The sequence below is a fragment of the Sphingobium sp. MK2 genome (assembly GCF_040170545.1).
Lineage (GTDB): Bacteria > Pseudomonadota > Alphaproteobacteria > Sphingomonadales > Sphingomonadaceae > Sphingobium.
Genome location: NZ_JAZDXA010000006.1, coordinates 17,514 through 41,978 on the forward strand (window position 1 = coordinate 17,514; position 24,465 = coordinate 41,978).

General features: G+C 63.4%; 25 protein-coding genes. 15 read left to right on the forward strand and 10 right to left on the reverse strand.

The window, feature by feature from the left end; genetic code table 11:
- Positions 1-64 precede the first annotated feature (64 nt).
- Genes V2I08_RS03480 through V2I08_RS03495 form a run of 4 tightly spaced genes read left to right on the forward strand, consistent with a single transcriptional unit; the run spans position 65 to position 3,453 of the window.
- Positions 65-1,639, forward strand: coding sequence for a cytochrome ubiquinol oxidase subunit I (locus V2I08_RS03480; RefSeq protein ID WP_043151110.1), 1,575 nt, complete (start codon positions 65-67; stop codon positions 1,637-1,639).
- 11 nt (positions 1,640-1,650) lie between these two features.
- Positions 1,651-2,799, forward strand: a complete 1,149-nt coding sequence (gene cydB, locus V2I08_RS03485; RefSeq protein WP_043151039.1) for a cytochrome d ubiquinol oxidase subunit II — start codon at positions 1,651-1,653, stop codon at positions 2,797-2,799.
- Between the two features lie 17 nt (positions 2,800-2,816).
- On the forward strand, positions 2,817-2,927 hold the full coding sequence (gene cydX, locus V2I08_RS03490) for a cytochrome bd-I oxidase subunit CydX (protein WP_043151041.1): 111 nt from the start codon (positions 2,817-2,819) through the stop codon (positions 2,925-2,927).
- 52 nt (positions 2,928-2,979) lie between these two features.
- Entirely contained in the window at positions 2,980-3,453 is a 474-nt protein-coding gene (locus tag V2I08_RS03495) for a Dps family protein (RefSeq protein WP_051519940.1), read from the forward strand.
- A gap of 251 nt (positions 3,454-3,704) precedes the next feature.
- On the opposite strand, the gene V2I08_RS03500 is transcribed toward V2I08_RS03495, so the two are convergent.
- From V2I08_RS03500 to V2I08_RS03525, 6 genes are all read right to left on the reverse strand, one after another.
- Positions 3,705-4,022, reverse strand: a complete 318-nt coding sequence (locus V2I08_RS03500) for a hypothetical protein (protein ID WP_200866924.1) — start codon at positions 4,020-4,022, stop codon at positions 3,705-3,707.
- A 40-nt stretch (positions 4,023-4,062) separates the two neighbouring features.
- Positions 4,063-5,556, reverse strand: coding sequence for a catalase (locus V2I08_RS03505; RefSeq protein ID WP_043151045.1), 1,494 nt, complete (start codon positions 5,554-5,556; stop codon positions 4,063-4,065).
- A 350-nt stretch (positions 5,557-5,906) separates the two neighbouring features.
- The gene (locus V2I08_RS03510; RefSeq protein ID WP_043151046.1) at positions 5,907-6,230 is read right to left on the reverse strand and encodes a helix-turn-helix transcriptional regulator; all 324 of its coding nucleotides are present in this window, start codon (positions 6,228-6,230) and stop codon (positions 5,907-5,909) included.
- On the reverse strand, positions 6,227-9,445 hold the full coding sequence (locus tag V2I08_RS03515; protein ID WP_349633924.1) for an efflux RND transporter permease subunit: 3,219 nt from the start codon (positions 9,443-9,445) through the stop codon (positions 6,227-6,229). The genes V2I08_RS03510 and V2I08_RS03515 overlap by 4 nt, the downstream gene beginning before the upstream one ends.
- Positions 9,442-10,464: an efflux RND transporter periplasmic adaptor subunit gene (locus V2I08_RS03520; RefSeq protein ID WP_043151112.1), complete on the reverse strand. Its 1,023-nt coding sequence runs from the start codon at positions 10,462-10,464 to the stop codon at positions 9,442-9,444. Before V2I08_RS03520 ends, V2I08_RS03515 begins: the two co-directional genes overlap by 4 nt.
- A gap of 26 nt (positions 10,465-10,490) precedes the next feature.
- Positions 10,491-10,832, reverse strand: a complete 342-nt coding sequence (locus V2I08_RS03525) for a rhodanese-like domain-containing protein (RefSeq protein ID WP_043151114.1) — start codon at positions 10,830-10,832, stop codon at positions 10,491-10,493.
- A gap of 87 nt (positions 10,833-10,919) precedes the next feature.
- On the opposite strand from V2I08_RS03525, the gene V2I08_RS03530 reads away from it, so the two are divergent.
- The 10 genes from V2I08_RS03530 to V2I08_RS03575 all read left to right on the forward strand — a co-directional run bounded on the left by V2I08_RS03530 (position 10,920) and on the right by V2I08_RS03575 (position 18,471).
- Positions 10,920-12,200, forward strand: coding sequence for an NAD(P)/FAD-dependent oxidoreductase (locus tag V2I08_RS03530; RefSeq protein WP_043151047.1), 1,281 nt, complete (start codon positions 10,920-10,922; stop codon positions 12,198-12,200).
- Between the two features lie 31 nt (positions 12,201-12,231).
- Positions 12,232-12,435, forward strand: a complete 204-nt coding sequence (locus V2I08_RS03535; RefSeq protein ID WP_043151050.1) for a DUF2892 domain-containing protein — start codon at positions 12,232-12,234, stop codon at positions 12,433-12,435.
- Positions 12,432-13,703, forward strand: a complete 1,272-nt coding sequence (locus V2I08_RS03540; RefSeq protein ID WP_043151053.1) for a TolC family outer membrane protein — start codon at positions 12,432-12,434, stop codon at positions 13,701-13,703. The genes V2I08_RS03535 and V2I08_RS03540 overlap by 4 nt, the downstream gene beginning before the upstream one ends.
- Positions 13,704-13,720: 17 nt before the next feature.
- Positions 13,721-14,077 carry a carboxymuconolactone decarboxylase family protein gene (locus V2I08_RS03545; protein WP_043151054.1) on the forward strand — a complete coding sequence of 119 codons (357 nt, stop codon included), beginning with the start codon at positions 13,721-13,723 and terminating at the stop codon, positions 14,075-14,077.
- A 713-nt stretch (positions 14,078-14,790) separates the two neighbouring features.
- Positions 14,791-15,210 carry a secondary thiamine-phosphate synthase enzyme YjbQ gene (locus V2I08_RS03550; protein WP_043151056.1) on the forward strand — a complete coding sequence of 140 codons (420 nt, stop codon included), beginning with the start codon at positions 14,791-14,793 and terminating at the stop codon, positions 15,208-15,210.
- 25 nt (positions 15,211-15,235) lie between these two features.
- Positions 15,236-15,727 (forward strand): NUDIX domain-containing protein, encoded by a 492-nt coding sequence (locus tag V2I08_RS03555; protein WP_043151058.1) that lies wholly within the window; start codon positions 15,236-15,238, stop codon positions 15,725-15,727.
- A gap of 397 nt (positions 15,728-16,124) precedes the next feature.
- Positions 16,125-16,709, forward strand: coding sequence for a glycine zipper 2TM domain-containing protein (locus V2I08_RS03560; RefSeq protein WP_327195443.1), 585 nt, complete (start codon positions 16,125-16,127; stop codon positions 16,707-16,709).
- 29 nt (positions 16,710-16,738) lie between these two features.
- Positions 16,739-17,392 (forward strand): DUF2059 domain-containing protein, encoded by a 654-nt coding sequence (locus tag V2I08_RS03565; RefSeq protein WP_043151060.1) that lies wholly within the window; start codon positions 16,739-16,741, stop codon positions 17,390-17,392.
- Between the two features lie 243 nt (positions 17,393-17,635).
- A complete protein-coding gene (locus V2I08_RS03570; RefSeq protein ID WP_043151062.1) occupies positions 17,636-18,133 on the forward strand; it encodes a hypothetical protein in 498 nt (165 codons plus the stop codon).
- Between the two features lie 29 nt (positions 18,134-18,162).
- The gene (locus V2I08_RS03575) at positions 18,163-18,471 is read left to right on the forward strand and encodes a hypothetical protein (RefSeq protein WP_043151064.1); all 309 of its coding nucleotides are present in this window, start codon (positions 18,163-18,165) and stop codon (positions 18,469-18,471) included.
- A 16-nt stretch (positions 18,472-18,487) separates the two neighbouring features.
- Here V2I08_RS03575 and V2I08_RS03580 read toward each other — a convergent pair whose 3' ends face one another.
- A complete protein-coding gene (locus tag V2I08_RS03580; RefSeq protein ID WP_051519942.1) occupies positions 18,488-19,174 on the reverse strand; it encodes a sigma-70 family RNA polymerase sigma factor in 687 nt (228 codons plus the stop codon).
- Positions 19,164-19,349: a hypothetical protein gene (locus V2I08_RS03585; RefSeq protein WP_048576642.1), complete on the reverse strand. Its 186-nt coding sequence runs from the start codon at positions 19,347-19,349 to the stop codon at positions 19,164-19,166. Before V2I08_RS03585 ends, V2I08_RS03580 begins: the two co-directional genes overlap by 11 nt.
- 377 nt (positions 19,350-19,726) lie before the next feature.
- Here V2I08_RS03585 and V2I08_RS03590 point away from each other — a divergent pair, with 377 nt between their 5' ends.
- The gene (locus V2I08_RS03590; RefSeq protein WP_349633925.1) at positions 19,727-22,024 is read left to right on the forward strand and encodes an FAD-dependent oxidoreductase; all 2,298 of its coding nucleotides are present in this window, start codon (positions 19,727-19,729) and stop codon (positions 22,022-22,024) included.
- 3 nt (positions 22,025-22,027) lie between these two features.
- On the opposite strand, the gene V2I08_RS03595 is transcribed toward V2I08_RS03590, so the two are convergent.
- Together V2I08_RS03595 and V2I08_RS03600 are read right to left on the reverse strand one after the other, a co-directional pair.
- Positions 22,028-23,242, reverse strand: coding sequence for an MFS transporter (locus V2I08_RS03595; protein ID WP_349633926.1), 1,215 nt, complete (start codon positions 23,240-23,242; stop codon positions 22,028-22,030).
- Between the two features lie 86 nt (positions 23,243-23,328).
- Positions 23,329-24,333, reverse strand: coding sequence for a dihydroorotate dehydrogenase-like protein (locus V2I08_RS03600; RefSeq protein ID WP_349633927.1), 1,005 nt, complete (start codon positions 24,331-24,333; stop codon positions 23,329-23,331).
- Positions 24,334-24,465: the final 132 nt, after the last annotated feature.

Genomic DNA, 24,465 nt, shown 5'->3' on the forward strand with positions numbered 1-24,465 from the left:
TCAATATCGCGACTGACTCGGTGGGCAGGATGCCGCAACCGACCGCACAGGAGTTCCGCCAATGGTGGATATGGCAGTAATCGAGCTTTCGCGCCTGCAGTTTGCGCTGACCGCGCTCTATCATTTCCTGTTCGTGCCGCTGACGCTCGGCTTGTCCTTCATGCTGGTGATCATGGAGAGCATCTATGTGATGACCGGCCGGCCAATCTGGCGGACGGTCACGCGTTTCTGGGCCAAGCTGTTCGGGATCAACTTCGTGCTCGGCGTCGCCACGGGCCTCACCATGGAATTCGAGTTCGGCACCAACTGGTCCTATTTCTCCCATTATGTCGGCGACATCTTCGGCGCGCCGCTTGCGATCGAAGGCTTGATGGCTTTCTTCCTTGAAGCAACGTTCGTGGGCCTCATGTTCTTTGGCTGGGACAAGCTGTCGAAGCGCCAGCATCTCTTCACCACCTTCATGGTCGCGCTCGGATCGAACCTGTCGGCGCTGTGGATTCTGGTTGCCAATGGCTGGATGCAGCATCCTGTCGGCTCGCGCTTCAACTCGGACACGATGCGGATGGAAGTGACCGACTTCATGGCGGTACTGTTCAATCCCGTCGCCCAGGCCAAGTTCGTCCATACCGTGAGCGCTGGTTATGTTACCGCCTCGGTCTTCATCCTCGGCGTCTCGTCCTGGTATCTGCTCAAGGGCAAATGGGTGGCGGTCGCCAGGCGCTCCTTCACCGTCGCCGCTGCGTTCGGGCTTGCTTCTTCGCTCTCGGTCGTCGTGCTGGGCGATGAATCCGGCTATGCCCTTACGGACAACCAGAAAATGAAATTGGCGTCGCTTGAGGCCATGTGGCACACCGAGCCCGCGCCTGCCGGCATCGCCGTCTTCGGCATCCCCAGTCTCGAAGGACGAGAGACACGCTATGAGATCAAGATCCCCTATGTGCTGGGTCTGATCTCGACGCGCAGCCTGACCGGCGAGGTCGCGGGCATCACCGAACTTGTCGCCAAGGCGCAGGTTCGGATCGAAAATGGCGTCCAGGCTTATGACGCGGTGGAGAAACTGAAGGTCGATCGCACCGACATGGCGGCGCGCGAGCAGTTCGAGCGGCACAAGCTCGATCTGGGCTATGCCATGCTGCTCAAGCGCTTCGTTGCTGATCCACGGACTGCCACGCCTGACCAGATCGTCCAGGCTGCATGGTCCACGGTCCCCAACGTGCCGGTCATGTTCTGGGTGTTCCGGGTGATGGCGGGCCTTGGCTTCTTCTTCATCGGCTTTTTCCTGTTGGCCTTCTACTTCTCGACCGTCCGCCGTTTCGATGCGCGCTGGTTCCTGCGCGCCGCCGTCTGGATCGTCCCGCTCCCCTGGCTCGCCGCGGAGTTCGGCTGGGTGCTCGCCGAGATCGGGCGACAGCCCTGGGCGATCGAGGGCGTGCTGCCGACGTTCCTGGGCGCCTCCAGCCTCACGGTTGCCCAGCTCTGGACGACGATCATCGGATTCACGCTGCTCTATGGCACGCTGGCGGTGATCGAGGTCCGGCTGATGCTGGCGGCGATCCGCAGGGGGCCGCTCGAACACACCGATAAGCCGTCGGATGCTGCTGTAGCGGGGCACGGCTACACGCCGCTGCCCGCTGAATAAGGAGAGCGATCATGGTGCCTCCCATCGACTATGAGACGCTTCGCCTGATCTGGTGGGGCCTGATGGGCATCTTGCTCATCGGGTTCGCGCTGACCGACGGGTTCGATCTTGGCGTCGCCGCCCTGCTGCCGTTCGTCGCCAAAACCGACGCGGAGCGGCGCATGGTCATCAACTCCATCGGCGCGACCTGGGAAGGCAACCAAGTCTGGTTCATCCTGGGCGGCGGTGCAATCTTCGCCGCTTGGCCGTTCGTCTATGCGGTGAGCTTCTCCGGCTTCTACCTTGCCATGTTCCTGGTGCTCGCCTCGTTGATTCTGCGCCCCGTCGGTTTCAAATATCGCTCGAAGAGGCCCGACGCGGCATGGCGCAGCCGGTGGGATTGGGCGCTGTTCGTTGGCGGGTTCGTGCCGGCTTTGGTCTTCGGCGTGGCCGTGGGCAATGTGCTGACCGGCATCCCTTTCCGCCTGGATGGCGACCTGCGCTCTTTCTACGAAGGCAGCCTGCTCGGCCTGTTTCATCCCTTCTCATTGCTGGCTGGCCTGCTCTCGGTAGCGATGCTGGTGCTGCACGGCGCAAGCTGGCTCGCCATCAAGATCGAACGGGGTGCGGTGCACGATCGCGCCCTGCGTTTCGGGCAGATCGCGGCTATTCTTTCCGTCCTGCTCTTCGCCATCGGCGGCCTGATGGTGGCACGCGGTGGCATGGGGTTCAGCATGACAGGCGCAGTCGATCCAATGGGGCCGTCCAATCCGCATTTGATGGCGATGATTGCCGCGCCCGGCGCGTGGATGAGCAATTATGCGCGTCATCCCTGGATGCTGGTGGCGCCGCTGCTGGGCTTTGCCGGGCCGCTGATCGCCCTGGCTGGAATCCGGACCGGCCGCGAAGTCCTGGCGTTCGGCGGCTCGTCGCTTGGCACGCTTGGCATCATCGCGACGGTCGGCTTGTCAATGTTCCCCTTCATCCTGCCCAGCTCGATCGACCCGGCCTCCAGCCTGACCGTCTGGAATGCGTCCTCCAGCCATGTAACCCTGTTCATCATGCTGCTGGTCACGCTGATCTTCCTGCCGATTGTGCTGCTCTATACCGCCTGGGTCTACAAGATACTGTTCGGGCGCATCACGCTCAAGGATGTCGGCACCAACCCGGACTTCTATTGATCTCGAGGACATGGACCATGTGGTATTTCAGCTGGATATTGGGCCTGGGCCTGGCCGTCGCCTTCGGCGTCCTGAACGGGCTCTGGCATGAATTTCATACCGACCCCGACGAAGACATGACGGCGTAGCGCGCAAGCAAGAAACACGAACAGCATTTCCAGCGAAGATCGGAAGATAGTCATGAGCCTCAACATCGGCATCAGTGATACGGATCGTGCAGCGATCAGCGACGGCCTCAGCCACCTGCTCGCGGATACCTATACGCTGTACCTGACCACGCATAATTTCCACTGGAACGTCACCGGGCCGATGTTCAACAGCCTGCACGCGATGTTCATGGCGCAATATACCGAACTGTGGAATGCGGTGGACCCGATCGCCGAGCGCATCCGGTCACTGGGTCATCCCGCCCCGGGCTCCTACGGCCAATATGCCAAGCTGAGTTCGCTTCCCGACGCTCCGGCGACGCCCCCCAAAGCGCTCGAGATGGTCGCCATCCTGGCGCAAGGCCATGAAGCGACGGCGCGAACCGCGCGGAGCCTCTATCCTGTCGTCGAGGCTGCCAGCGACGAACCGACGGCCGACCTCCTGACCCAGCGGATCGGCGTGCATGAGCAGGCGGCCTGGATGTTGCGTGCCCTGCTCGAAGATTGAGGGTAGGGGCGATCCAAATTCCGGCGGGCTCCGTCCCACCGGCTGGTCGACATGCTTCATTTGATCTCGTCACGGAGAAATTCCGGGCGAATATGGCAGGTCTCGGAAAAGGAAGTAGCGGTGAGCGACCGCGACGACGGCGCAGGGTGAGCAACGCAGGTTCGGGCTACATGTGAGCGCGGCGTGTCCTGCAGCGCTCGACATTGCGCTCTGCGATGCCCGCGAACGGCTTTCGAGGATTGCCCCCACTTCTATGTGGATGTGATGACCGAACTGGCGAAGCCATGTTGCTTGGTCGGACCGACATGGTCCACGTCGATGCCGGCCATGAGATGATCGAGCGCCAGCAGAATACGCCGCAACAGGTCGCTCTCGTCACCGGGCATCCCTTCTTCCAAGGCGACGCTATTTTCGCTCGCGTCATATTCCCACCGCTTGAGCAGTTCGATCTTCTCTTCCCGAGAAAGACCCTCATGCAAGAGAAGTTCTTCGGGGTCCGCAAAGATCGATCCCGGATCAAGGAGCGCCTGGGCCATATCCACAGACGCGGGTCCTGTCGTGCTCACCATGATATTGCCTCCCTGCCCGGTGTTGCGCTGATAGCTGCGATCAGCCTTCGCCCATGCCTTCCGCTGGCTTCGGCGCACCGCCGCCGCGGACAGTTTCCTCGATCCGGTGGCCGACATCGGCATCTATGCTCTTCCAATATTCGAACGCCCGCTCGAGAACCGGCGAGCGAACGCCGCCGAGCAGACTGCCTGCGACCTGATCGACCAGCTTCGTCCGCTGCCCGTCATTAAACACGTCGCGAACCATGATCCCGGGTTGCGTGAAGTCATCGTCCTCGGCGCGCAGCGGATAGGCGCTGCGAACCATTGGGCCATCGGCCTCCCAGCCGTCCACGACGGGCCCTGTTTCGTCCGCCCAGCTTCTGCCTCCGCTGTTGGGCGCGTACACCGGAGCGCTACCGCTGTGATGATAGGCCATGTGGCCGTCGAACATGTAGGTGTTAACCGCTACCTTCGGCTGGTTGACCGGCAGCTGGTGAAAGTTGGTGCCGATGCGGTTACGCTGCGCGTCGTTGTAGGCGAACGCCCGGCCGAGCAGCATCTTGTCGGGCGACAGGCCGATGCCCGGCACCGTGTTTCCTGGTGAGAACGCCGCCTGCTCGATCTGGGCGAAGAAATTCTCCGGATTGCGATTGAGCGTCATCGTGCCCACCGGGATTAGCGGATAATCCGCATGCGACCAGGTCTTGGTCAGATCGAACGGGTTGATCCGGTAGGCGCTGGCATCTGCGTAGGGCATGACCTGGACCGAGAGCGACCAACTGGGATGCTCGCCGCGCGCGATAGCTTCAAACAGGTCGCGACGATGGAAATCCGCATCGGCGCCCGCCATCGTCGCGGCTTCGGCATTGGTAAAGAAGGCCATGCCCTGATTGGTGTGAAAGTGATATTTCACCCAGAATCTCTCGCCTTCGGCGTTGATCCACATATAAGTGTGGGAGCCGTAGCCGTTCATGTTGCGCCAGGTGCGGGGCAGACCGCGTTCGCCCATGAGATAGGTCACCTGATGGGCGGATTCCGGATTACTGGTCCAGAAGTCCCACTGCATATGATTGTCGCGCAGACCCGAATCCGGCAAACGCTTCTGACTGCGGATGAAGTGCGGAAATTTCATTGCATCGCGAATGAAGAATATCGGCGTGTTGTTGCCGACCAGATCGTAATTGCCTTCGTCGGTGTAGAATTTAAGCGAGAAGCCACGCACGTCGCGCCAGGTGTCGGGACTGCCGGCCTCGCCGGCAACGGTAGAAAAGCGCGCGAGCATGTCAGTAGTCGTGCCCGGCTGGAACAGGGCAGCCTTGGTATAGGCGGAAACGTCCTTGGTCGTTTGGAATATGCCGAAAGCGCCCGAACCTTTGGCATGCGGTTGCCGTTCGGGGACCTTTTCGCGGTTGAAGTGCGCCATTTGCTCGAGAAAATGAACGTCCTGAAGCAGGATCGGGCCGTCCGGACCAACCGTCAGCGAGTTGCGATCGCTCAGCGCCGGGGCGCCAGTGCTCATCGTGGACCCGCGTTCATCTTTCCGGTCGGTCATTGCACTTCTCCAGCAGAAATCGGTGTTTCCTGTCTCGGCGCTATCCTCCTTTGCTGATATCCGTAGAGGCCCTTATGCTGAAGAAGCGGCGGTCACTGGCAGCCAGAACTCGTCTACAAATAGGCGCGTTTCGCTACGTCGAGTGGAGCAGGATAGTGCTACACGGACATGTGCTGATGCTCGCGTGAATTCTGTATGATCATGACGTTGGGCGAGTCACTTCGTGCATGACGACATCGATAGCATGCAATAGCTCGGTTCCAATTGCATCGCGACGGCGCGAGACAGGTCGGTGCCGGATTCCATGGGTAGCACTTTCAGGAACACCACGGCGGCCGCCTATCCATTTCTCATATATGCTCTTCCGTTCGCCCGAAACGGCTGCACAGGAATTCCATCAGCGCATCCACATGGGGGTTTGCCATGCTATAGTAGATCGTGGTCGCTTCACGGCGGGTTTGCACCAGGCCGCCCTCACGCATCTTGCTGAGATGCTGGGAAACGCTGGATTGGGACAGGTCGCACAATCCCACCAGTTCGCCCACCGAAGCTTCGCCCTCGCGCAGGCGGCACAGCAGCAGCAGCCTTTGCTCATTGGCCACCAGCTTGAGCAGGTCGGCGACTTCCGTCGCACGCTCGCAGAGCATTTCGGCGGCAGCACTCCAGGCCATCATCGTGTCGCGCTTTTCCCGTCATCCCGCAGCACGACATAGATCGCCGGGATGACGAGAACGGTGAGCAGGGTCGATGAAGCAAGGCCGAAAAGCAACGAGATTGCAAGACCCTGGAAGATTGGGTCGGTGAGGATCACGGCCGCGCCGATCATCGCCGCCCCGGCCGTCAGCACGATCGGCTTGAACCGGATCGCGCCCGCCTCGATCAGCACGTCGCGCAGCGGCTTGCCGGGTGTGGCGGTGTGCCGGATGAAATCGACCAGCAGGATCGAGTTGCGCACGATGATGCCGGCGAGCGCGATAAAGCCGATCATCGACGTAGCGGTGAAGGGCGCCGAAAACAGCATATGCCCGATGACGATGCCGACCAGCGTCAGCGGCACCGGCGTCAGGATCACCAGCGGCAGCTTGAAGTTGCGGAACTGGGCTACGACCAAGATGTAGATGCCGAGCAGCGCCACCATGAACGCTGCCCCCATGTCACGGAAAGTGACCCAGGTGATCTCCCACTCGCCATCCCACAGCAGCGAGGTGACGGACTCATCCTCGGGCTGGCCGTTGAGGCGTATGATCGGTTTGGCGAGGCCCTTAGCCGCCCAGTCATAGGCGTCGACCGCCTTGTCGACAGCGAGCATGCCGTAAATTGGCGCCTCATATTCGCCGGCGAGCTCGGCCGTGACCATGTCGGCGAAGCGGCCATCGCGCCGGAAGATCGCGCGGCTGCCTTGTTCGTTGCGCGCGTCCACGACCGCGCCTAGCTCGATCAACTGGCCGCCCGGCGTTGCCGCGACCGGTGTGCTGGCCAGCGTCTGCGACCATCCCCGTGCCGATTGCGGCAGGGCAATAGTGATCGGCAATGGCGTACGGCCCTGTCCACGCGGCGCATAGCCAACCGTCTGGCTGCCCATCAGCGCGCCGATGCTGTCGGCGACTTGACGTTCCGAAAGCCCATAATAATCGATGCGGTCGCGCTGCGGTATCAGGCGCAATTTGGGCCGAGGCTGGCCGAAGCTGTTATCAACATCGACGATATAGGGGACCGAACGGAAGATCTTTTCCAGTTCGGTCGCGGTGCGCTGCCGGGTCTGCGCATCGGGACCATAGATCTCGGCGAGCAGGGTCGCGAGCACGGGTGGCCCTGGCGGCGTCTCGACCACCTTGATCGAGGCCCCATCAGGCAGTTTCAGCGCCTTGAGCTGTTCGCGCAGGACAAGGGCGATCTGGTGGCTGGACCGGTCGCGCTCGCCTTTGGGCAACAAGGCGACCATCACGTCGCCCATCTCCGGCTTGTTGCGCAGGAAATAGTGGCGGACGAGGCCGTTGAAGTTGAACGGCGCGGAGGTCCCGACATAGGCTTCCATCGCGGTTGCCTCCGGCAGCCTGCGTGCCACGGTCGCCACGTCCTCGAGCGTCCTGCCGGTTGCCTCCAGGCTCGTGCCTTCGGGCATGTCGACAACCACCTGCAGCTCCGACTTGTTGTCGAAGGGCAGCAGCTTCACGGTCACGGCCTTGAAATAGAACATCGAGCAGGCGAGCAGCGTGGCGATGCCGACCGCGATCAGGAAATTGCGCGCCGAGGTACGGCTGTCGATCACGCGGTGGGCAACGCGGGCATAGAGCCGGCCGAGCTTTCCACCGCTTTCGTCATGCGCATGGCCGCCATGCGCCGTTCCGTCCGCCAGCGCCTTGCGCGCGAAGCGGACCATCAGCCAGGGCGCGATCACGACCGCGACGAAGAAGGAAAAGACCATCGCCGCCGAGGCGTTGACCGGGATCGGCGCCATGTAGGGGCCCATGAGGCCGGAGACGAACAGCATCGGCAGCAAGGCGGCGACCACGGTCAAGGTTGCCACCACGGTCGGATTGCCAACCTCGGCCACGGCCTCGATCGCGGCCTGCGTCCGCGTGCGATCGTCCGGCATCGCCCAATGGCGCGCGATATTCTCGATCATGACGATGGCGTCGTCGACCAGGATACCGATCGAGAAGATCAGCGCAAAGAGACTGACGCGGTTGATCGTGTAGCCCATCAGGTTCGAGGCGAACATCGTGAGCAGGATCGTCGTGGGGATGACGACAGCGGTCACCGCCGCCTCGCGCCAGCCAATCGCAAAGCCGATCAGGACGACGATGGAGATGGTCGCCAGCGCCAGATGGAACAGCAGCTCATTGGCCTTCTCGTTCGCCGTCGCGCCATAGTTGCGGGTGACCGCGACATCGACCCCATCGGGGATGAGCTTGCCCTTAAGGCTTTCGATTCTGGACAGCACGGCGTCGGAGACGACAACCGCATTGGCGCCCGACCGCTTGGCGATGGCGATGCTGACGGCGGGCGCGCTCGACCATTGGTCGCCACTCCGCGCCCAGCGCCAGGCGCGGGACTGGTCCTCGCGTGGTCCCTGGGTGACGGCGGCGACGTCGCGCAGATAGACGGGCGCGCCGCGCGCGGAGCGGACGGTGAGCATGCCCACCTCCTGCGCGGAGGACAAAGTGCGGCCGGCCGTGACGGAGACCGCCTTGCCGCCCTCGCGGATGCTGCCGGCCGGAAAGCTCCGATTGGCCTGGCCGGCCGCTTCGATGACGCTGCCGAGCGGTACGCCATATTGGTTGAGCTTGGCCGGGTCTGGCGCGATCCGGATCTCGTCGGGACGTCCGCCAGTCAGGAAGGTCAGGCCGACATTGTCGACCTTGGCGATTTCGGTGCGCAGCTTGGTGGCAAGATCGTAGAGCGCCTGATCGCTCCATTGTCCGGCGGCGCCGGGCTTGGGCGTGAGCGTCAGCACGATCGCGGGCACGTCGTTGATTCCGCGCACCGTGACCTTGGGATCGGGGATTCCAACCGGAATCCGGTCCCAATTGGCGCGCAGCTTCTCGTCGATGCGGGTCGCTGCGTCCTCGGGATTTGATCCCACCACAAAGCGCGCCGTCACCATCACGCCGTCATCTTCGGCCTGAGTATAGACATGCTCGACGCCATCGACGCTCTTGACGATGGTCTCGAGCGGAATGCCGACAAGCTCGACGGCGTCGGCTGCGGCGAGACCGGGCGCCATCACCTGGATATCGACCATCGGCACGCTGATCTGCGGCTCCTCCTCGCGGGGAATCGAGAAGAGCGCGAGAAGCCCGACCGCGATCGCCGCCATCAGGAAGAGTGGCGTCAGCGGAGACATGATGGTCGCGCGGGTCAGCCGCCCGGAGATGCCGAGGTTCATTTGCGCGCGCCCGCCAGGAAGAGTGTGTCCCCGGCCGCAACGCCGCTCAGGATCTCGATCCTGTCGGGGTCGGTGGTGGGCGCCACCTGGACGGGTACGGCGCTCACCCGGTGATCGGCCGTCACGACATCGACCTGGTCGATGCCATAGCGCGTCGAGACGAAGCGGCGCGGCACCACGAGAGCGCTGCGCCGCCCGACTTCGATCGAGACGCCCACGCGCCGCCCGACAAGCTGCGTGGAAAGGCCGGGCACGGTCGCATCGACACGCACCCGGCCCCCGGTGACGGCGGGATAGACCTGCGTCACTCGGCCCTGACGCGACCCGTCGGGCAGATCGCCTTCAGCTACCAATATCTGCGCGCCGTTGCGCACCTGTCCGGCCAGCGACTCCGGCAGCTCGAGCCGCAAGAGGGGAGGGCCGGCGGTGATCGTCGCCACCGACATGCCCGGCGCGACGACTGATCCGGCGGGGATATCCGCACGCAGCACCCGGCCGCTAGCCGGCGCAACGATCGCACCTTGCCCGGCGACGCTGGCGCTTGCGCCTTGCTGCGCGCGTGCGGCCGCGACTTGCGCGTCGGCGGCACGCGACATGGCGACCGCCTGGTCGAGGCGCGCCTTGGCATAGACCTTGTTGTTGTAGAGATCCTGGATGCGGGCAAGGTCGCCGCGCGCGCGCGCCGCCTCGGCCTGTGCCGCGGCGACCTGGGCACCATAAGCGCTGGTCTCGTAGCCGAGGCGCGCATCGACGACCGTGCCGATGCGCTGGCCTTTTTCGACCATATCGCCTTCGCGGACCGAAAGGCTGACAAGCGTGCCCGGTATTCGGGCGAGCGCCTCGGCGGAATCGCGCGTGGTGATCTCGGCGCCCACTGCCTTCATGTCAGCGATGTCGCTTGCCGCGAGCTTCAGCGACTCACCTGCGGGGAGCGTCGTGGAGGCTTGGTCGGCCGCTTCCTTGCCGCCGCAGGACGCCAAGGCGAGCGAAACGCTCGCAAGCCAGACCCATTTCGTCATCGCGCGCATCCCCGACCCTTTCGCTCTTATTTGCCGCTGACGATTGGCAGGCCAGCGTCTCTCCATGCGCCGATGCCACCGCCCAGATGCGTATCGATCGCCGCCTCGGCCTTCACGCAACGGTCCAGTGCCATGCCGGAGCGTTTGCCGCCCGCGCATTGAAGCACGACCGTTCGCCCGGCTGCATCCGGGACATTACGCGGTGAAAAGGTCGACAAAGGCATGTTCACTGCGCCGGCGATGTGGCCCGCTGCGAATTCGTCCGGCTCGCGCACGTCGATGAGCAGCGCGGAGCCGTCCGCGAGCATGGTCTTGAGCTCCAGGGGCCGGAGCTCACGATGGGACTTGGCCTTTCCGAAACCAAACATGAGATTCTCCTTCAATTTGCTTATTGCATATATCATGTAATCATTATATTCCGTCAAGCGAGTTCTTGAGAAGTGCGAGAGGAAGTCATGGATAAGCCGAAAATCGTGGTGCTGGGCGCCGGGCTGGGCGGCACCATCGCCGCCTATGAAATCAACGCCGCGGTAAAGGGGCGCGCCGAAGTGATGATGGTCTCCGACTCGGAAACATATTCCTTCGTGCCTTCCAACCCCTGGGTCGCCGTGCGTTGGCGCGAGCCCGAGGCGATTCAGGTACACCTTCCGCCCATCTTCGCGAAGAAGAAGATCGGCTTCACGGGGGTCGGCGCGAAGCGTCTCCATGCTTCGGAAAAGCGGTTGGAGCTCAACGACGGCACGTCCATCAATTACGATTATCTTGTAATTTCTACGGGGCCTGATTTAGCGTTCGATGAAATCGAAGGGCTGGGGCCGCACGGAGGTCATACCGTTTCGATCTGCCAGACCGCGCATGCGTCCGCTGCGGCAGAGGCGTTCGACCGCTTCGTCGAAAATCCGGGACCGATCGTGGTTGGCGCGGCGCAGGGCGCGTCCTGCTACGGTCCGGCTTATGAGTTCGCCCTGATCCTCGACACTGAACTGCGCCGCCGCAAGATCCGCGACAAGGTGCCGATGACCTTCGTGACCGCCGAGCCCTATATCGGCCATCTCGGCCTCGATGGCGTCGGCGACACCAAGTCCCTGCTCGAAAGCGTATTGCGCGAGCGGCACATCAAATGGATCACCAATGCGCGCGTCGCGAAGGTCGAGGCCGGCATGATGCACCTCGAGGAGATCGCCGAGGGCGGCGCGGTCGCCAGGACCCACGATCTGCCGTTCGCTTTCTCGATGATGCTCCCCGCGTTCCGTGGCGTTCCGGCCGTTCGCGACATCGCCGGGCTCACCAATCCGCGCGGGTTCATTCTGGTCGACAAGCATCAGCGCAACCCGGCCTTTCCGGAAATCTTCGCGCTGGGCGTCTGCGTCGCCATTCCGCCGACCGGCCCGACGCCGGTGCCGGTCGGTGTGCCCAAGACCGGCTTCATGATCGAAAGCATGGTGACCGCCATCGCCGCGAACCTCGATATGATCCTGGACGGCAAGGAACCCACCGCGGAAGCGACCTGGAACGCTGTCTGCCTCGCCGATTTCGGCGATGGCGGCGTCGCCTTCGTCGCGCAGCCGCAAATCCCGCCACGCAACGTCAACTGGGCGGCGAGCGGCAAATGGGTCCATCTCGCCAAGATCGGCTTCGAGAAATATTTCCTGCGCAAGGTGCGCAAGGGAGAGAGCGAGCCCTTCTACGAAAAGCTCGCCCTCCACGTCATGGGCATCCGCAAGCTGCGGATGTGACCCCACTCTCGACCAGCAAAGGAATGCCACAATGACTCTCGATCGCGCCGTCATGATCTTCGCCGGATGTGTCGTCCTTCTGGGCGTCGTCCTGTCCCTCACCGTCCATCCCTGGTGGATAGCGCTCACGGCCTTTGCGGGCATCAACATGATCCAGGCGAGCTTCACTGGCTTTTGCCCCGCCGCGATTGTCTTCAAGGCAATGGGCGTCCGGCCGGGGACTGCCTTCAAATGAACCGATCCCGCCGGCTCGTTCGCCTGACGCTGGGGCTTGCCGCTTCATTGATGGCGAGCACGGCGGCCAACGCCACGACACTCGAGGAAGCGATTGCGGCGGCGATGCGCCATGCGCCCGAGATCGTGGTTGCAGATGCGGAGACCGACGCGGCCAAGGCGCGCCTCGAGCAGGCGCGTTCGGGACGGCTTCCGACCGCGACGCTGAGCGGGACGATCGGCTATGGCCGCCTCGATCCCCAGAATTTCTTCGGGCTGGGCGCCGCCAATGTCACGCCGCGCGCGGCGCAGGTGACGGTCGAGCAGCCGCTCTTCACCGGCGGGCGGCTTGGCGCGGGCATGGATCGCGCGCGCGCAGGGATTGCGGGCGCAGAGGCCGGGCAAAGCGGCGCGCGGGCTCAGCTCGCCATGGCCGTAACGCAGGCTTATGGCGACGTGCTGACTGCGGCGCGCATGCTGACTCTCTACGAACGGCTGCTTACCGAGACCACAGAGATCGATCGCCAGGCACGGCTGCGCTATCGGGCAGGGGAGAGCCCGAGCACCGACGTTGCGCAGGCCGGCGCGCGCCTGGCCGAGGCCCGCGCCGGGCTGGCCCGGGCGCAGGGCATGCAGGTCTCTGCTCGCGCGCATTTCACCAATCTGACCGGCCTTGAGCCCATCGATTTGCAGTTGTTGCCCGCCAATCCGCCACTGCCCGCGACGCTCGATGATGCCATGGAGGAGGCGATGCGGAGCAACCCTCTGCTCGTCCAGGCCCAGGCCGGCTTGCGCGCAGCGCAGGCAGGAGCGCGGGGCGCACGCGCTGAGCGACTGCCGACCGTCGGCGCCTTTGCCGAAGCCGGAACGGTACGCGACCAGTTCTTCCCCGACTATCGCGCGGACAGCGCGACCGTCGGCATCCGGGCGCGCTGGGAATTTTTCAGCGGCGGCCGGGTGTCGGGCAAGGTCGCCGAAGCGAGCAGCGAGGTCCGTGCCGCTGACGCACGGATGCGGGCCGCCAGCATGCAGGTCGAGGAACAGGTCATATCGGCCTTCCAGGACGTGCGCACTGCCCAGCTGGTCGAGCAGGCCGCGGGCGACCAGGCCGTGGCGGCGGCGCAGGCGCTCGAGAGCGTCCGTCACGAGGTGCGGGTGGGTATGAAGCCGCAACTCGATCTGCTCGACGCCGAGCGCGAAGCGATTGCCGCCGAAGCGGGGGCCACCCGCGCTCGCACCGACCGAATCGTCGCAGCCTATCGGGTTGCAGCGCTGCTCGGACGCCTTTGAAGCCTGGAGGAAAGAAAATGCACAAGGACTGGCCAGCCATGGCCTCGGAATTGACCGGAGCGATCAAGGAAGTGCGGCTCGGCAGTCCGGAGGTGACAAAGGCCTTCTCGGCAATGGCGCGCGCCGCGACCGAAGCGGGTGCTCTCGACACCAAGACCAAGGAATTGATCGCGCTCGCCATCTCGGTTGCGATCCGCTGCGACGGATGCGTCGCCTTTCACTCGCAGGCGGCCGTCAAGAATGGCGCCACGCGCCAGGAGATCATGGAGGTGATGGGCATGGCGCTCTACATGGGTGCAGGTCCGAGCCTGATGTACGCGGCGCAGGCGGTGGAGGCCTTCGACCAGTTCGCGGATAAGGCGCCGGGCTCATAGTGCCCATCGGACGACCTTTCCGTCCCTCCTTACGCTTTGGAGGTCAGCTGCCGCCATCTGGCCGCTTGGAGATCATACTGCGAACGAAGCTGCGCCTTCGGTCGATTCTTCGGAGCAATGCATCAACGGGGGCGCGCGCCAGTCGCCTTATCGAGCTGGACCAACAGCACCTGTTCTTCGATCCAATTCGATCCGCGACCGATCGGTTCATGCCAGACCTATCGATCCACAGGCTTCGGCGCGGGCTTCCCCGCGATCCTGCCTCAGCATCCACTATATCAGGCCGAGCTTGCTCCATCGGGGCATGCCCAGCCCGGCTTCCGGGTCATTCCCGCTGGCGACTTCAACGCCACGCCAACCCGCCGATATGTCTGCAAGCCGGAACCCAGGACCATGCCGTGTTTGTGCCTGCGACAGGTGCGGCCACTTTGACCTGCTGGAGCAAGCCCGGATCAATGCTCGCGCATGATCCACCCTGGCGAGACGTCTCACAGCTTACGGACTGTTTTGGGAACACCAATGCGCGAACGCGGCGGGCTCGGATCGACCACCTGTTGCTGAACCTATCGGTCGCCGCCCACCTAGCCGACGCGCAGGGTGGATCGTCCCGTGCGTGGCTGGGGAAGACGAGCAAGCACCCGCCGGTCTGTCGAATTTTCCCTCCAGCCGCATTAAGAGGTGCGCACGCACGGCTGCGGCGCCAACGTTGGCCCGTGAAGCAGGTCGCGACCATTCTCGAATTCTCGACGCGGCGGCAGGGGCTCGTCGAGATCACACGGCACGTAACCGACTGGGTCGCTGAAGCGGGATTTCGGCAGGGGCTGCTCACCCTGTTCTGCCGCCACACCTCGGCATCGCTACTGATCCAGGAAAATGCGGCGCCCGAGGTACGCGCCGATCTCGAGGCCTATTTCGCGCGGATCGCACCGGAAGACCCGTCAGTATATGCGCATGACGATGAAGGTCTGGACGACATGCCGGCGCACCTGCGGACTGCGTTGACGCAAGTGCAGCTTTCCATCCCGCTGATCGATGGGCGCCTGGCGCTCGGCACATGGCAGGGCATCTATCTGTTCGAGCACCGGCGACGGCCGCATCGCCGCACCGTCGCGGCGCATCTGCTCGGCGCATGAGCGCGGTCGTCCGACAGGCAGCGTCATGGCGCCGATGAGCGCGGGAGTTCTGCTGTACAGGCGCCGCGGTGCGGAGGTTGATGTCCTGCTTGTCCATCCAGGTGGGCCTTTCTGGCGTAACAAGGACGCTGGATCATGGCAGATTCCCAAGGGCCTGATCGAGCCGGGCGAGGACGCATCCGCTGCGGCCCGGCGCGAGGTCGAGGAGGAGCTCGGCATCCGCCTTACCGGCGAGTTCCATCGGCTTGGACAGCTGAGGCAGGCGGGAGGCAAGCTTGTCGAGGCATTCGCTCTTGAGCAGCAGGTCGATATCCACGCCGTGGAGAGCAATCTATTCGAAATGGAATGGCCGCCGCGATCCGGCAAGATGCAGTCGTTCCCGGAGATCGATGAAGCGCGCTGGTTCGCTCTCTCCAGCGCCTCGCCCAGCATGCTCATAAGCCAGCGTCCGCTGCTCGATTGGCTCGCAGATTATCTGCGGAACGACGATAGTTCGGCTTCGCCGTTGGAACGGTGACCGGCGCCGTCTGGAATAGCCGGCGACAGCGGGAAATGATTGAACGAGGACCGTTCCCGTGGCGCAGTAGCCCTGCCGACAAGTCGTCACTGCATCGATGATACGCTAACGAGAGAGGCTGGAGGTGGCGGCCGCGCGCTCGGGTGGGGACTGCACTAAGGCAGGAGGTGGCCGGGGGAGACGATGGTATCCGGACCGAAAGATCTATAGAGGATTCCAGCCATTTGACATTGATATCCACGCGACGATGCGTTCTGTGGCGCGGCACCCCGACTGGCTGCCTTCCGCTTTGGTCAAACCTGCCAAGTCCTGATCGTTCGGTAATGTTGCGTATACTGGGGCGGCATGGCGCCCTGTAATCGTTCGGTGAAGATCCCGCCCGAACGAGGAGAATGTCATGTCCCCGGTTCCTCTCATGAACGAGAGCCCCACCCGATCCGACGCGGCAATAATCAATTGTCCGGGAAGCGCTTCAAGGGCGCGCGGATGGAAAATCGCACTCTCCGCGCTTGCACTCGCCGCCCTCCCCCTGGTTTGCGGATCTGCGCTCGCACAGAGCGCTGTCGATCAGCGGCGATGGACGGACGCCCAGGAACGCTATCGCGCGGAGATCGCCCGCTACGAGGCGGAGCGCGATCGTTATGAAGCCGCCGTGCGCGCCGATCATCCTGACACGACCGGTCGGCGCGGCAGCGATCCCTACACGACGGAGTATGACGCGGCCCGTTACTACAGGGACGATCCCCGTTATGGTGAGCGTCGCCTGTCCGACCGCGACGAGGTTTATCGCGGATCCGATGGACGCTATTACTGCAAGCGGAGTGACGGGACGACCGGTCTCATCATCGGAGCCGCGAGCGGCGGGATTCTCGGCAACATCATCGACGGCGGTCGCCATCGTACCGCCGGTACGCTGATCGGCGGCGCGCTGGGCGCGCTTGCCGGCCGATCGATCGAGCAAAACGACGTCCGCTGCCGGTAAAACGCCCTGTCCACGGGAAGCATGAAGTCGTGACCGTGGACAAGCCGCATCGACTATCTCGCAACCCTGACGCCGTCCAGAATGGCAAGTTAGAGGCCATCATCGTGACCCACAACACTCGCGCTCGTGCCGGATGTTCCGCCTATAGCCGCCTCTGGCTTGGCTCCGCGCTGATACTCGCTGCTTCCCTCTCTCCGGCGATTTCTCCGGCCCAGGCCGCTGCTGCGGAGAACGACATTTCGCAGCGTCGGGCATTGTGCACCCGCTCGATTGCGCTCTCCGGCTTCGATCAGGTCATGGACGCCAACATCCGCGAAGCGGTCGAAGACTCCTTCCGGACGCTGTCCGCCGCCTTCCCCGACGACACAGATACAATCTCCGCCTATCGCGACTCATTGGGAGAGGCGATGGTGGCCGCGAAGGCCCCCGTCCTTTCAAGGCTTCGCGAGAGTTGCGCGGCGGCCTTCACAGTGGAAGAGTTGATGGGAATTAACGCCTTCTATGAGAGCAGTGCCGGTCGCGCCTGGCTCGAAAAGGGCCGCACGCTCATGGTTCCGGCACTTGAGAAGGCGGTGAGCGATGTCACTCCCGAGATCATTGTCGATGCACAAAGACGATTCTGCGCCCGCTTGGGTGGGTGCAAGAAAGAGCCGGCGGCATCCTCTGCCCATCCGACATTGTGAGAACGTTCGGCGATCCCGCTGGGAGCGTCTCGCGAAACTGGCCGGATGTCGAATGGTGGCGTGCCGAATCGGGTCCGAACCACCCTGAAAAGATCGAGCCCTGCGGAAAAGCACGTAGAGACCTGGACGTGCAAAGCTTGCTAGTCAAAGATCAATCAGAAGCGATGATGAAGATCCGGATCGTACAATTTGTGCAGATGCTCGGATGGTCGGTGGCGCAACGGTGGAAATGCGCCAGGCGCGATGCAGGATCCGGGGTTTCGCCTGCCGCCCACGACCGGGCGATATCGTATCGATTTTGATATCAAGCGGGAGATGAAGATGGCCTCGCCAGTCGATGAGTTCGTCCGTGTTGGCCAGCTGAACTTCCAGCTTGGCCTTGTCCTGACGGATATCGCGCGTGCTGCCTGGGAACGCTTCGTCCAGATCAGCGAAAAGATCAGCATCGAATGTTCCACGGAATCGGATGCGGTGATGCAGCGACTTTTCCAGCCCAATGCCGAAAGTCAGACAGATGTTCGCGGCGGTCAATGGGATGATATCGTCGCCGATGTGGAGGAATGGCGGCTGGAGACGATGGAGCGGAGCAGGACGGCCTGCGAGGACTGGCGGCGGGCTTGGCTCAATGGGGCAACGAGTGAGTCGCTGCTCCCAGCCGCTTCGACGGTCTTATGTCCTTGGCCCGTCGCCCTTACGGACCAGGCTGATATAGGTCAGACAAGGTCAGCTGGCGATACCTGAGAAGAAACCCGCTCGACTCTTCGCGGGCCATGCTGGTCGCAGGGACCAGCGGCGCTCACCTCATCGCCCAGACGCCCGGGATGGCTTTTCCGAAGGAACCTGCCGGAGCGAACGCAGCCATCCAGACAGTGGAGATCGACTCGAGCGTTTCGGTCGATGGCGTGACCGACGAGAAGGAGGAGATCGAACGCCGTCAGGTGCGCATTCTCAACCGACAGGGTGCGGCGATGCTCGCTGCAGAGAAGCAACGTGCGGATGCCATTCAGCGCAACTATCGCAACTATGATGAGGCTATGGTCGCCGCGTACGTTGACATCCACCGGAAGGCGACTTGGTGACCAAGCGCCTCCATGCTCAAGCCGCCCGGCAGAACGATATCTTGTTCGGCAATCGCCTCGCATCGGGAGGGCTGACAAAGCCGCGATGAATATAGGGGGGTGAAGATTTCTGGAGTTGGGATCGATGCGTCCCGCCAAGATAGGCGAGCATGGCAATCCGTGCCCTGTGAACCCGGCTTTTCAGAACTGCCAGTGATACGCCGCATTGTTCGGCAGCGTCCTCATAGGCGAGTTGGTCCTCGACCACGGCAAGTAGCGCCTGCCGGTTGGATTCGGAGAGCGCTGCCAGAGCCTGGCCGAACTCCTCGCGCAGAAGGCCAATCTCCTGATCCGGTGGCGAAACCGGCAAGCTATGCATCGCGAGATCGTTCCAATCGACCTTCCTGCGCTCGCGCCGCACATGTGAGAGGAAGAGGTTGCGCAGGATCGTGAAGGTCCATGCCTTGAAGTTGCTTCCGGTTTCGAAGCGCTCGCGCGCTTTCCATGCTCGCGACAATGCCTCCTGCACCAGATCCTCGGCTCCGTCGGCGCCATTGGTGAGCCGTCGCGCATAACGGGTGAGTGCTGGTAGTGATGCCCGTGTCGCACAGTCGAATTCTCCCGGGGTCATGGATTTCGCTCTACCTTCGGAGTTGCTTGCGACATCATTCTTTGTGTCGACGACATTGGTTATCGACGGCCGATTGACGACCTCACCGTCCACGACGGCGCGGCCACAGGCGCACTGGCGGCACATAAAAGGCGACGAGGCAGGTCAACGCCAGGAACACGAGGGCTATAGCCATGGCCACGACCCAGAAGCGGGGATCTTCTTTCGACACGAACCAGCCCGCGATCAGCGCGGGTATGATCAGCAGCAACCTGGCGACCCAAGCCATATTTCCATCCTGACATCATCCACCAGGACACTGCATCCCAGCTATTGTTGAAGGTGGGCACCGGCACAGGGCAGGTGATCCGCGATTTCGAACAAGAAGTTAGCCCGGGCATGATGGTGCGGGCATACGTAAGTTTACGAAACCGCGACGGCGGCTCGGCCCTTGGTCGTTGCCGCAGATGACAATGATTCACGCATGACCATCCGTTCCCCCAACGCTTCCAACCGCCCCTCGCCGGAAATCTAAGGACTTTTGCGCATTGCCCGCAGACCTTCGATCTCCTTCTTATGCTCCTGGGCCGCCGCAAAGAACCGGCCGGCAATGTCCGCACATGAACCGACTCGAAACTGGGAGCAGCTGTGAAGACAGAGACCGCGATGGCCGACAACACCGCCAGCAGCGCATCCCGACACATTGACTTTCTCATCGTCGGCGGTGGCGTCGCGAGCGCGATCGCGGCCGAGACGTTGCGCGCCGAGGGTGCGAGCGGCTCTGTTCTCATACTATCGGCGGACGAATTACCGCCCTATCATCGCCCGCCTTTATCCAAGCAGTTGCTGCCCGAACGTGAAGACGAGGAACGGATCTTCGTCCATCCGAAAGGTTTCTACGACGAGCGTGACATCGAACTGCGGCTCAACAGCCCGGTGGTCGGCGTGGACACCGTCAGCCAGATCGTGCGGACCGCGGCAGGTGAAAGAATCGCCTACGGCAAGCTTCTGATCGCCACGGGAGCGACGCCGAAGTCTCTCGGGGTTCCGGGAGAGGCGCTCGCGGGCGTTCACACGCTACGGACCAAGGCCGACACCGATGTCATCCGCGAAGCCGCCGGGACGGCAAAGCGCGCGGTCGTCATCGGCGCCAGCTTTCTCGGTATGGAGATTGCCATGTCGCTGGTGGCGCGCGGGCTCGACGTCACCGTCCTCGAGCGCGGAAGCGTGCTCCTTCCCCATCTCGAGGCGTCGGACCTTTCGGCCCATTTCGAACGCCGTGTGCAGAGCCAGGGCGCTACGGTGCTGCTGAACGACACCGCGATCGCGTTCCACGGGAGTACGACGGTCGAGGAAATCGAAACGAGCGCCGGTCGACGGATAGCGTGTGATCTGGTCGTGGTCAGTATCGGCGTTTCGCCCACCAGCGGCTTTTTGGAAGGCAGCGGGATCGCGCTGGAAGACGGCTATGTCGCCATCGACGCGCTGCTGCGCGCGAGCGTGCCCAATGTTTTCGCGGCAGGAGACGTCACGAGCTTCTACGATCCGGTCTTCGCGCGCCGGCGCCATATCGAGCATTGGGACAATGCCATAAAGCAGGCGCGCCTCGCCGCGCGAAACATGCTGGGCCGACGCCTGAGATATGACGAAGTCTCCTATTTCTTCTGCGAGGTCGGCGACATCGGCTTCAACGTGCTGGGTGCGACCGAGGAAGCCGACGAATGGATTACCCGGGGCTCGCTGGACGACGGCTCATTCGCGATGTTCTATCTCAAGGGCGATGTGCCGCGCGCGCTGTTCTCGACCGGACGACCCGCCGACGAGACACGTGTTGCCGAAGGGCTCATCCGTTATCGGGTCAACCTCGGCTCGGTGAAGGAGCGCCTGCGGGAGGCCGACTTCGCGCTCGAACATATCCCGACGCAGACCGCGCTGATCCTGCAGGGCGGCGGCGCGCTGGGCGCGTTCGAATGCGGGGTCGTGAAGGCCTTGGAGGAAGAGCAGCTTTTCCCGGACATAGTCGCAGGTGTTTCGATCGGCGCGTTCAATGGCGCCGTCATTGCCAGCAATCCCCGGCAGGCGACGCAGGCCCTGGAAGCCTTCTGGAACGAACTGGCCGTGCTGACCTCGGCGCTCTCGCCCGCTATTTTCCGGCAGACGGTGGCCGCGGCCCAGATCCTGACGTGCGGTGTGCCGAATTTCTTCAGGGCAAGGTGGCTGGCGCCGTTCACCCCGCTGGAATGGCCCGTGGCCTGGACAAGCTATTATGACACGACGCCCATGCGCCAGCTGATCGCGAAACATGTCGACTTCGCCGCGCTCAAGACGAGCCCGGTGCGCCTGCTGATCAGCGCCGTCAACGTGGCGACCGCAGAACTCGAGGTCTTCGACAGCTATGTCGATGACCTCACGCCGGACCATATCGTGGCGAGCGGCAGCTTGCCGCCAGGCTTCCCGTGGACGGTGATCGACGGCAAGGCCTATTGGGATGGCGGCATTATCAGCAACTCGCCGCTCGATCTCGTCGTCGACCGCTGCGGCCCGGACGGCAAGCGGGTCTTCATCGTCGACCTTTATTCGGGACAGCGGGCGCTTCCCTCCAACATGATCGAGGTTCTGGCCCGGCGCGACGAGATCGTTTATTCCGAGCGGGTGCGGAGCGATCTGCACTACCGGGAGACGGTCGACAGCTATCGCAGGCTCATTGACCATGTTCTCAGCTATGTCGATCCCGCTAGCGCGGCCCGGGTCAAGCATCTGCCCGATTATATCCAGCTCATGGGGGACGGCGCGCCGACGAGGATCACCCGGTTCGTGCGGACCGGCCAATCGGACGAGCATTCCTCGGGCGACTATGATTTTTCGGATGTGGCGATCGAGGCCAGCCGGTCCGAAGGCTATGCGGTCGCAAAAGGAATACTCGGCCAAGCGCGCGCGCCTTCCGCGGATCCCGCACGGCCATGATGGCTACATGGACCCCACCGCGTTCTTGCCGATCCGCCAGCGCCACAGGAGGAGTGTGATCAGCGCGATCGCAGCGAAACAGGATCCCGCAACAAATGTTAGTTTAGGCCCGTATCCGTCCCACAGGCCACCCGCGACGACGCTCGCGACCAGCATGGCGATCCCCTGAGCGAAGCTGAAGATGCCGAAGCCCGTCCCGCGCAATCGCGCAGGCGCCGTATCGGCCACGAGGCTGGCGAAGAGCCCCTGGGTCAGCCCCATGTGCAGGCCCCAGAATAGCACGCCCAGCATGACGCCGGCGACCGTCGTGCCGAAGGCGAGAATGAGATCGGCGCCAATCAGGCAGGCGATGCCTATAGCGAGAAGACCTGTCCGGCCGATGCGGTCGGACAGCACGCCCGCCGGATATGCCGAGCCGGCGTAGACGATGTTCATCACCACCATCACGCTCGGGACAAAGGCAAGCGGCAGGCCCGTATGCTGGGCGCGCAGGATGAGAAAGGCCTCGGAAAACCGTGCGAAGGTGAAGATGATCGCGATGCCCGTCGCCATCCAGAAGGCGACCGGCATGAGACCGGCATCCGACAGCCGGAGTCTCTCCTTCCCCTCGGCATGGTGTTGCGGCGGCTCGCGGACGCCGAAGATCATGATCCCGAGCGAGGCAAGAGCCGGGACTACGGCGATCCAGAATACCAGGCGGATATTGTCGGAGCTGAGCGCCATGAGCGCGATTGCGGCAAGCGGGCCGACGACGGCGCCCACCGTATCGAGCGATTGACGCAGGCCAAAGCTCGCGCCGCGAAGGTCAGGCGGCGCAATGTCGGCGATGAGGGCGTCGCGCGGCGCGTCGCGCACGCCCTTGCCGATCCGGTCGATAAAGCGCGCCGCGACCACCCAGCCGATCGTCGCGGCGAGCGGGAAAACGGGCTTGGTCAGGGCGGCGAGACCGTAACCCACCGTCGTCAGCAGCTTGCGCCGGCCGAGCCAGTCCGACAGCCCGCCTGAAAACAGCTTGGTCACATTGGCGATGGCTTCCGCGATGCCCTCGATCAGGCCGAGGGTCAGCGCGGACGCACCAAGCGTGGTCACAAGAAAGACCGGCAGCAGCGCGTGGATCATCTCCGAAGAAATATCCATGAACATGCTGACGAAACCCAGCATCCAGACACCCGACGGCATCGCGCGTGACAGGGCGCGGGCGGGAGGCGATTCAGCCACGATGGGGAGGGACGCCGGCAAAACCGGTTGGGAGTGATCGCGCCGCCTGGGCCATGAGGCGTCCCGCGCTCATCCCGGTGCGCGTTTCAACCATCGCGGCGGACCGGGTGACCATGAAGGATGTGGATATAGTTGGCGCGCTCGAACGCCGCTGGATCCTTGAGGTGCCGCTGGCTCATTCTGCCGCGCACATCGGCCAGCGAGGCGACACCTCGCGCGGCAAGCAGCGTGGTCAGTCCCTCGATCAATGTCTTCATGTGCGGGATGCCATGCCGCAGCAGCGCCGAGGTCGTCATCACAGTATCGGCGCCCGCCAGCAGATATTTCAGCACATCGCCCGGCGCCTCGACGCCGGTGCTTGCGCCAAGCGAGGCCCCTACCCGCCCGTGTAGCACCGCGATCCACAGCAGCGGCAACCGCATCTCCGCCGGCGTGCTGAGCTCGAGGTCCAGTTTCAGTTCAAGCGTAACAAGATCGATGTCGGGCTGGTAGAAGCGGTTGAACAGCACCAGAGCGTCCGCGCCCTCGCCGGCGAGGGCGTGCGCCATCGCCGCCATGCCGCTGAAATAGGGGCTGAGCTTGACCGCGACGGGAATGGCGACGACCGCCTTCACGGCTTTCAGGGTGTCGATATAGCGCTGCTCGACCGCGCGACCGTCCGCTGCCGGGTCGGCCGTGATAAAGTAGATATTGAGTTCGATCGCATCGGCTCCGGCCTGTTCAAGATCGCGGGCGTATTCGGCCCAGACTTCGCCGGACACGCAGTTCAGGCTGGCGATCACCGGTATTGCGACGGCATGCTTCGCGCGTCGGACGATGTCGAGATAGCGCTCCGGTCCAAAGCCGTACCCGCCATAGAGCGGGAAATAGCTCTGGGCCTCGGCCGAACCGGTCGCTGCAAGCTGGCCCTGCCGCTCGAGCGCGTGGCGCTCGGCGTCGATCTCCTCCTCGAAGATCGAGGGAAGCACCACGGCACCCGCGCCATGGTCCTCCAGCGCCCGCAGCGTCTTGATTTCCCCGTTCTGCGGCGCTGCCGAGGCGATCAGCGGGTTGTTCAGGCGCAATCCCATATAGTGGGTGGTCAGGTCCATGCGCCGCTCCCGGTCAAAGGCGCCAGATGCGAGCCTGCCCGGCACGAACCGTTCCACGACCGGCCCCATGCGGCCACGCCAGAGCGATGTTGCCCCTTGGCGCGCGCGAGACGCGTGCGCGGGAACGAACGG

What these genes read in the sequence shown, in the direction of transcription:
- cydB (WP_043151039.1), top strand. Translation starts at nt 1,651, where the DNA reads ATGGTGCCTCCCATCGACTATGAGACGCTTCGCCTGATCTGGTGGGGC.
- cydX (WP_043151041.1), top strand. Translation starts at nt 2,817, where the DNA reads ATGTGGTATTTCAGCTGGATATTGGGCCTGGGCCTGGCCGTCGCCTTC.
- V2I08_RS03495 (WP_051519940.1), top strand. Translation starts at nt 2,980, where the DNA reads ATGAGCCTCAACATCGGCATCAGTGATACGGATCGTGCAGCGATCAGC.
- V2I08_RS03500 (WP_200866924.1), bottom strand. Translation starts at nt 4,022, where the DNA reads ATGGTGAGCACGACAGGACCCGCGTCTGTGGATATGGCCCAGGCGCTC.
- V2I08_RS03505 (WP_043151045.1), bottom strand. Translation starts at nt 5,556, where the DNA reads ATGACCGACCGGAAAGATGAACGCGGGTCCACGATGAGCACTGGCGCC.
- V2I08_RS03510 (WP_043151046.1), bottom strand. Translation starts at nt 6,230, where the DNA reads ATGATGGCCTGGAGTGCTGCCGCCGAAATGCTCTGCGAGCGTGCGACG.
- V2I08_RS03515 (WP_349633924.1), bottom strand. Translation starts at nt 9,445, where the DNA reads ATGAACCTCGGCATCTCCGGGCGGCTGACCCGCGCGACCATCATGTCT.
- V2I08_RS03520 (WP_043151112.1), bottom strand. Translation starts at nt 10,464, where the DNA reads ATGACGAAATGGGTCTGGCTTGCGAGCGTTTCGCTCGCCTTGGCGTCC.
- V2I08_RS03525 (WP_043151114.1), bottom strand. Translation starts at nt 10,832, where the DNA reads ATGTTTGGTTTCGGAAAGGCCAAGTCCCATCGTGAGCTCCGGCCCCTG.
- V2I08_RS03530 (WP_043151047.1), top strand. Translation starts at nt 10,920, where the DNA reads ATGGATAAGCCGAAAATCGTGGTGCTGGGCGCCGGGCTGGGCGGCACC.
- V2I08_RS03535 (WP_043151050.1), top strand. Translation starts at nt 12,232, where the DNA reads ATGACTCTCGATCGCGCCGTCATGATCTTCGCCGGATGTGTCGTCCTT.
- V2I08_RS03540 (WP_043151053.1), top strand. Translation starts at nt 12,432, where the DNA reads ATGAACCGATCCCGCCGGCTCGTTCGCCTGACGCTGGGGCTTGCCGCT.
- V2I08_RS03545 (WP_043151054.1), top strand. Translation starts at nt 13,721, where the DNA reads ATGCACAAGGACTGGCCAGCCATGGCCTCGGAATTGACCGGAGCGATC.
- V2I08_RS03555 (WP_043151058.1), top strand. Translation starts at nt 15,236, where the DNA reads ATGGCGCCGATGAGCGCGGGAGTTCTGCTGTACAGGCGCCGCGGTGCG.
- V2I08_RS03560 (WP_327195443.1), top strand. Translation starts at nt 16,125, where the DNA reads ATGTCCCCGGTTCCTCTCATGAACGAGAGCCCCACCCGATCCGACGCG.
- V2I08_RS03570 (WP_043151062.1), top strand. Translation starts at nt 17,636, where the DNA reads ATGCAGGATCCGGGGTTTCGCCTGCCGCCCACGACCGGGCGATATCGT.
- V2I08_RS03575 (WP_043151064.1), top strand. Translation starts at nt 18,163, where the DNA reads ATGCTGGTCGCAGGGACCAGCGGCGCTCACCTCATCGCCCAGACGCCC.
- V2I08_RS03585 (WP_048576642.1), bottom strand. Translation starts at nt 19,349, where the DNA reads ATGGCTTGGGTCGCCAGGTTGCTGCTGATCATACCCGCGCTGATCGCG.
- V2I08_RS03590 (WP_349633925.1), top strand. Translation starts at nt 19,727, where the DNA reads ATGGCCGACAACACCGCCAGCAGCGCATCCCGACACATTGACTTTCTC.
- V2I08_RS03600 (WP_349633927.1), bottom strand. Translation starts at nt 24,333, where the DNA reads ATGGACCTGACCACCCACTATATGGGATTGCGCCTGAACAACCCGCTG.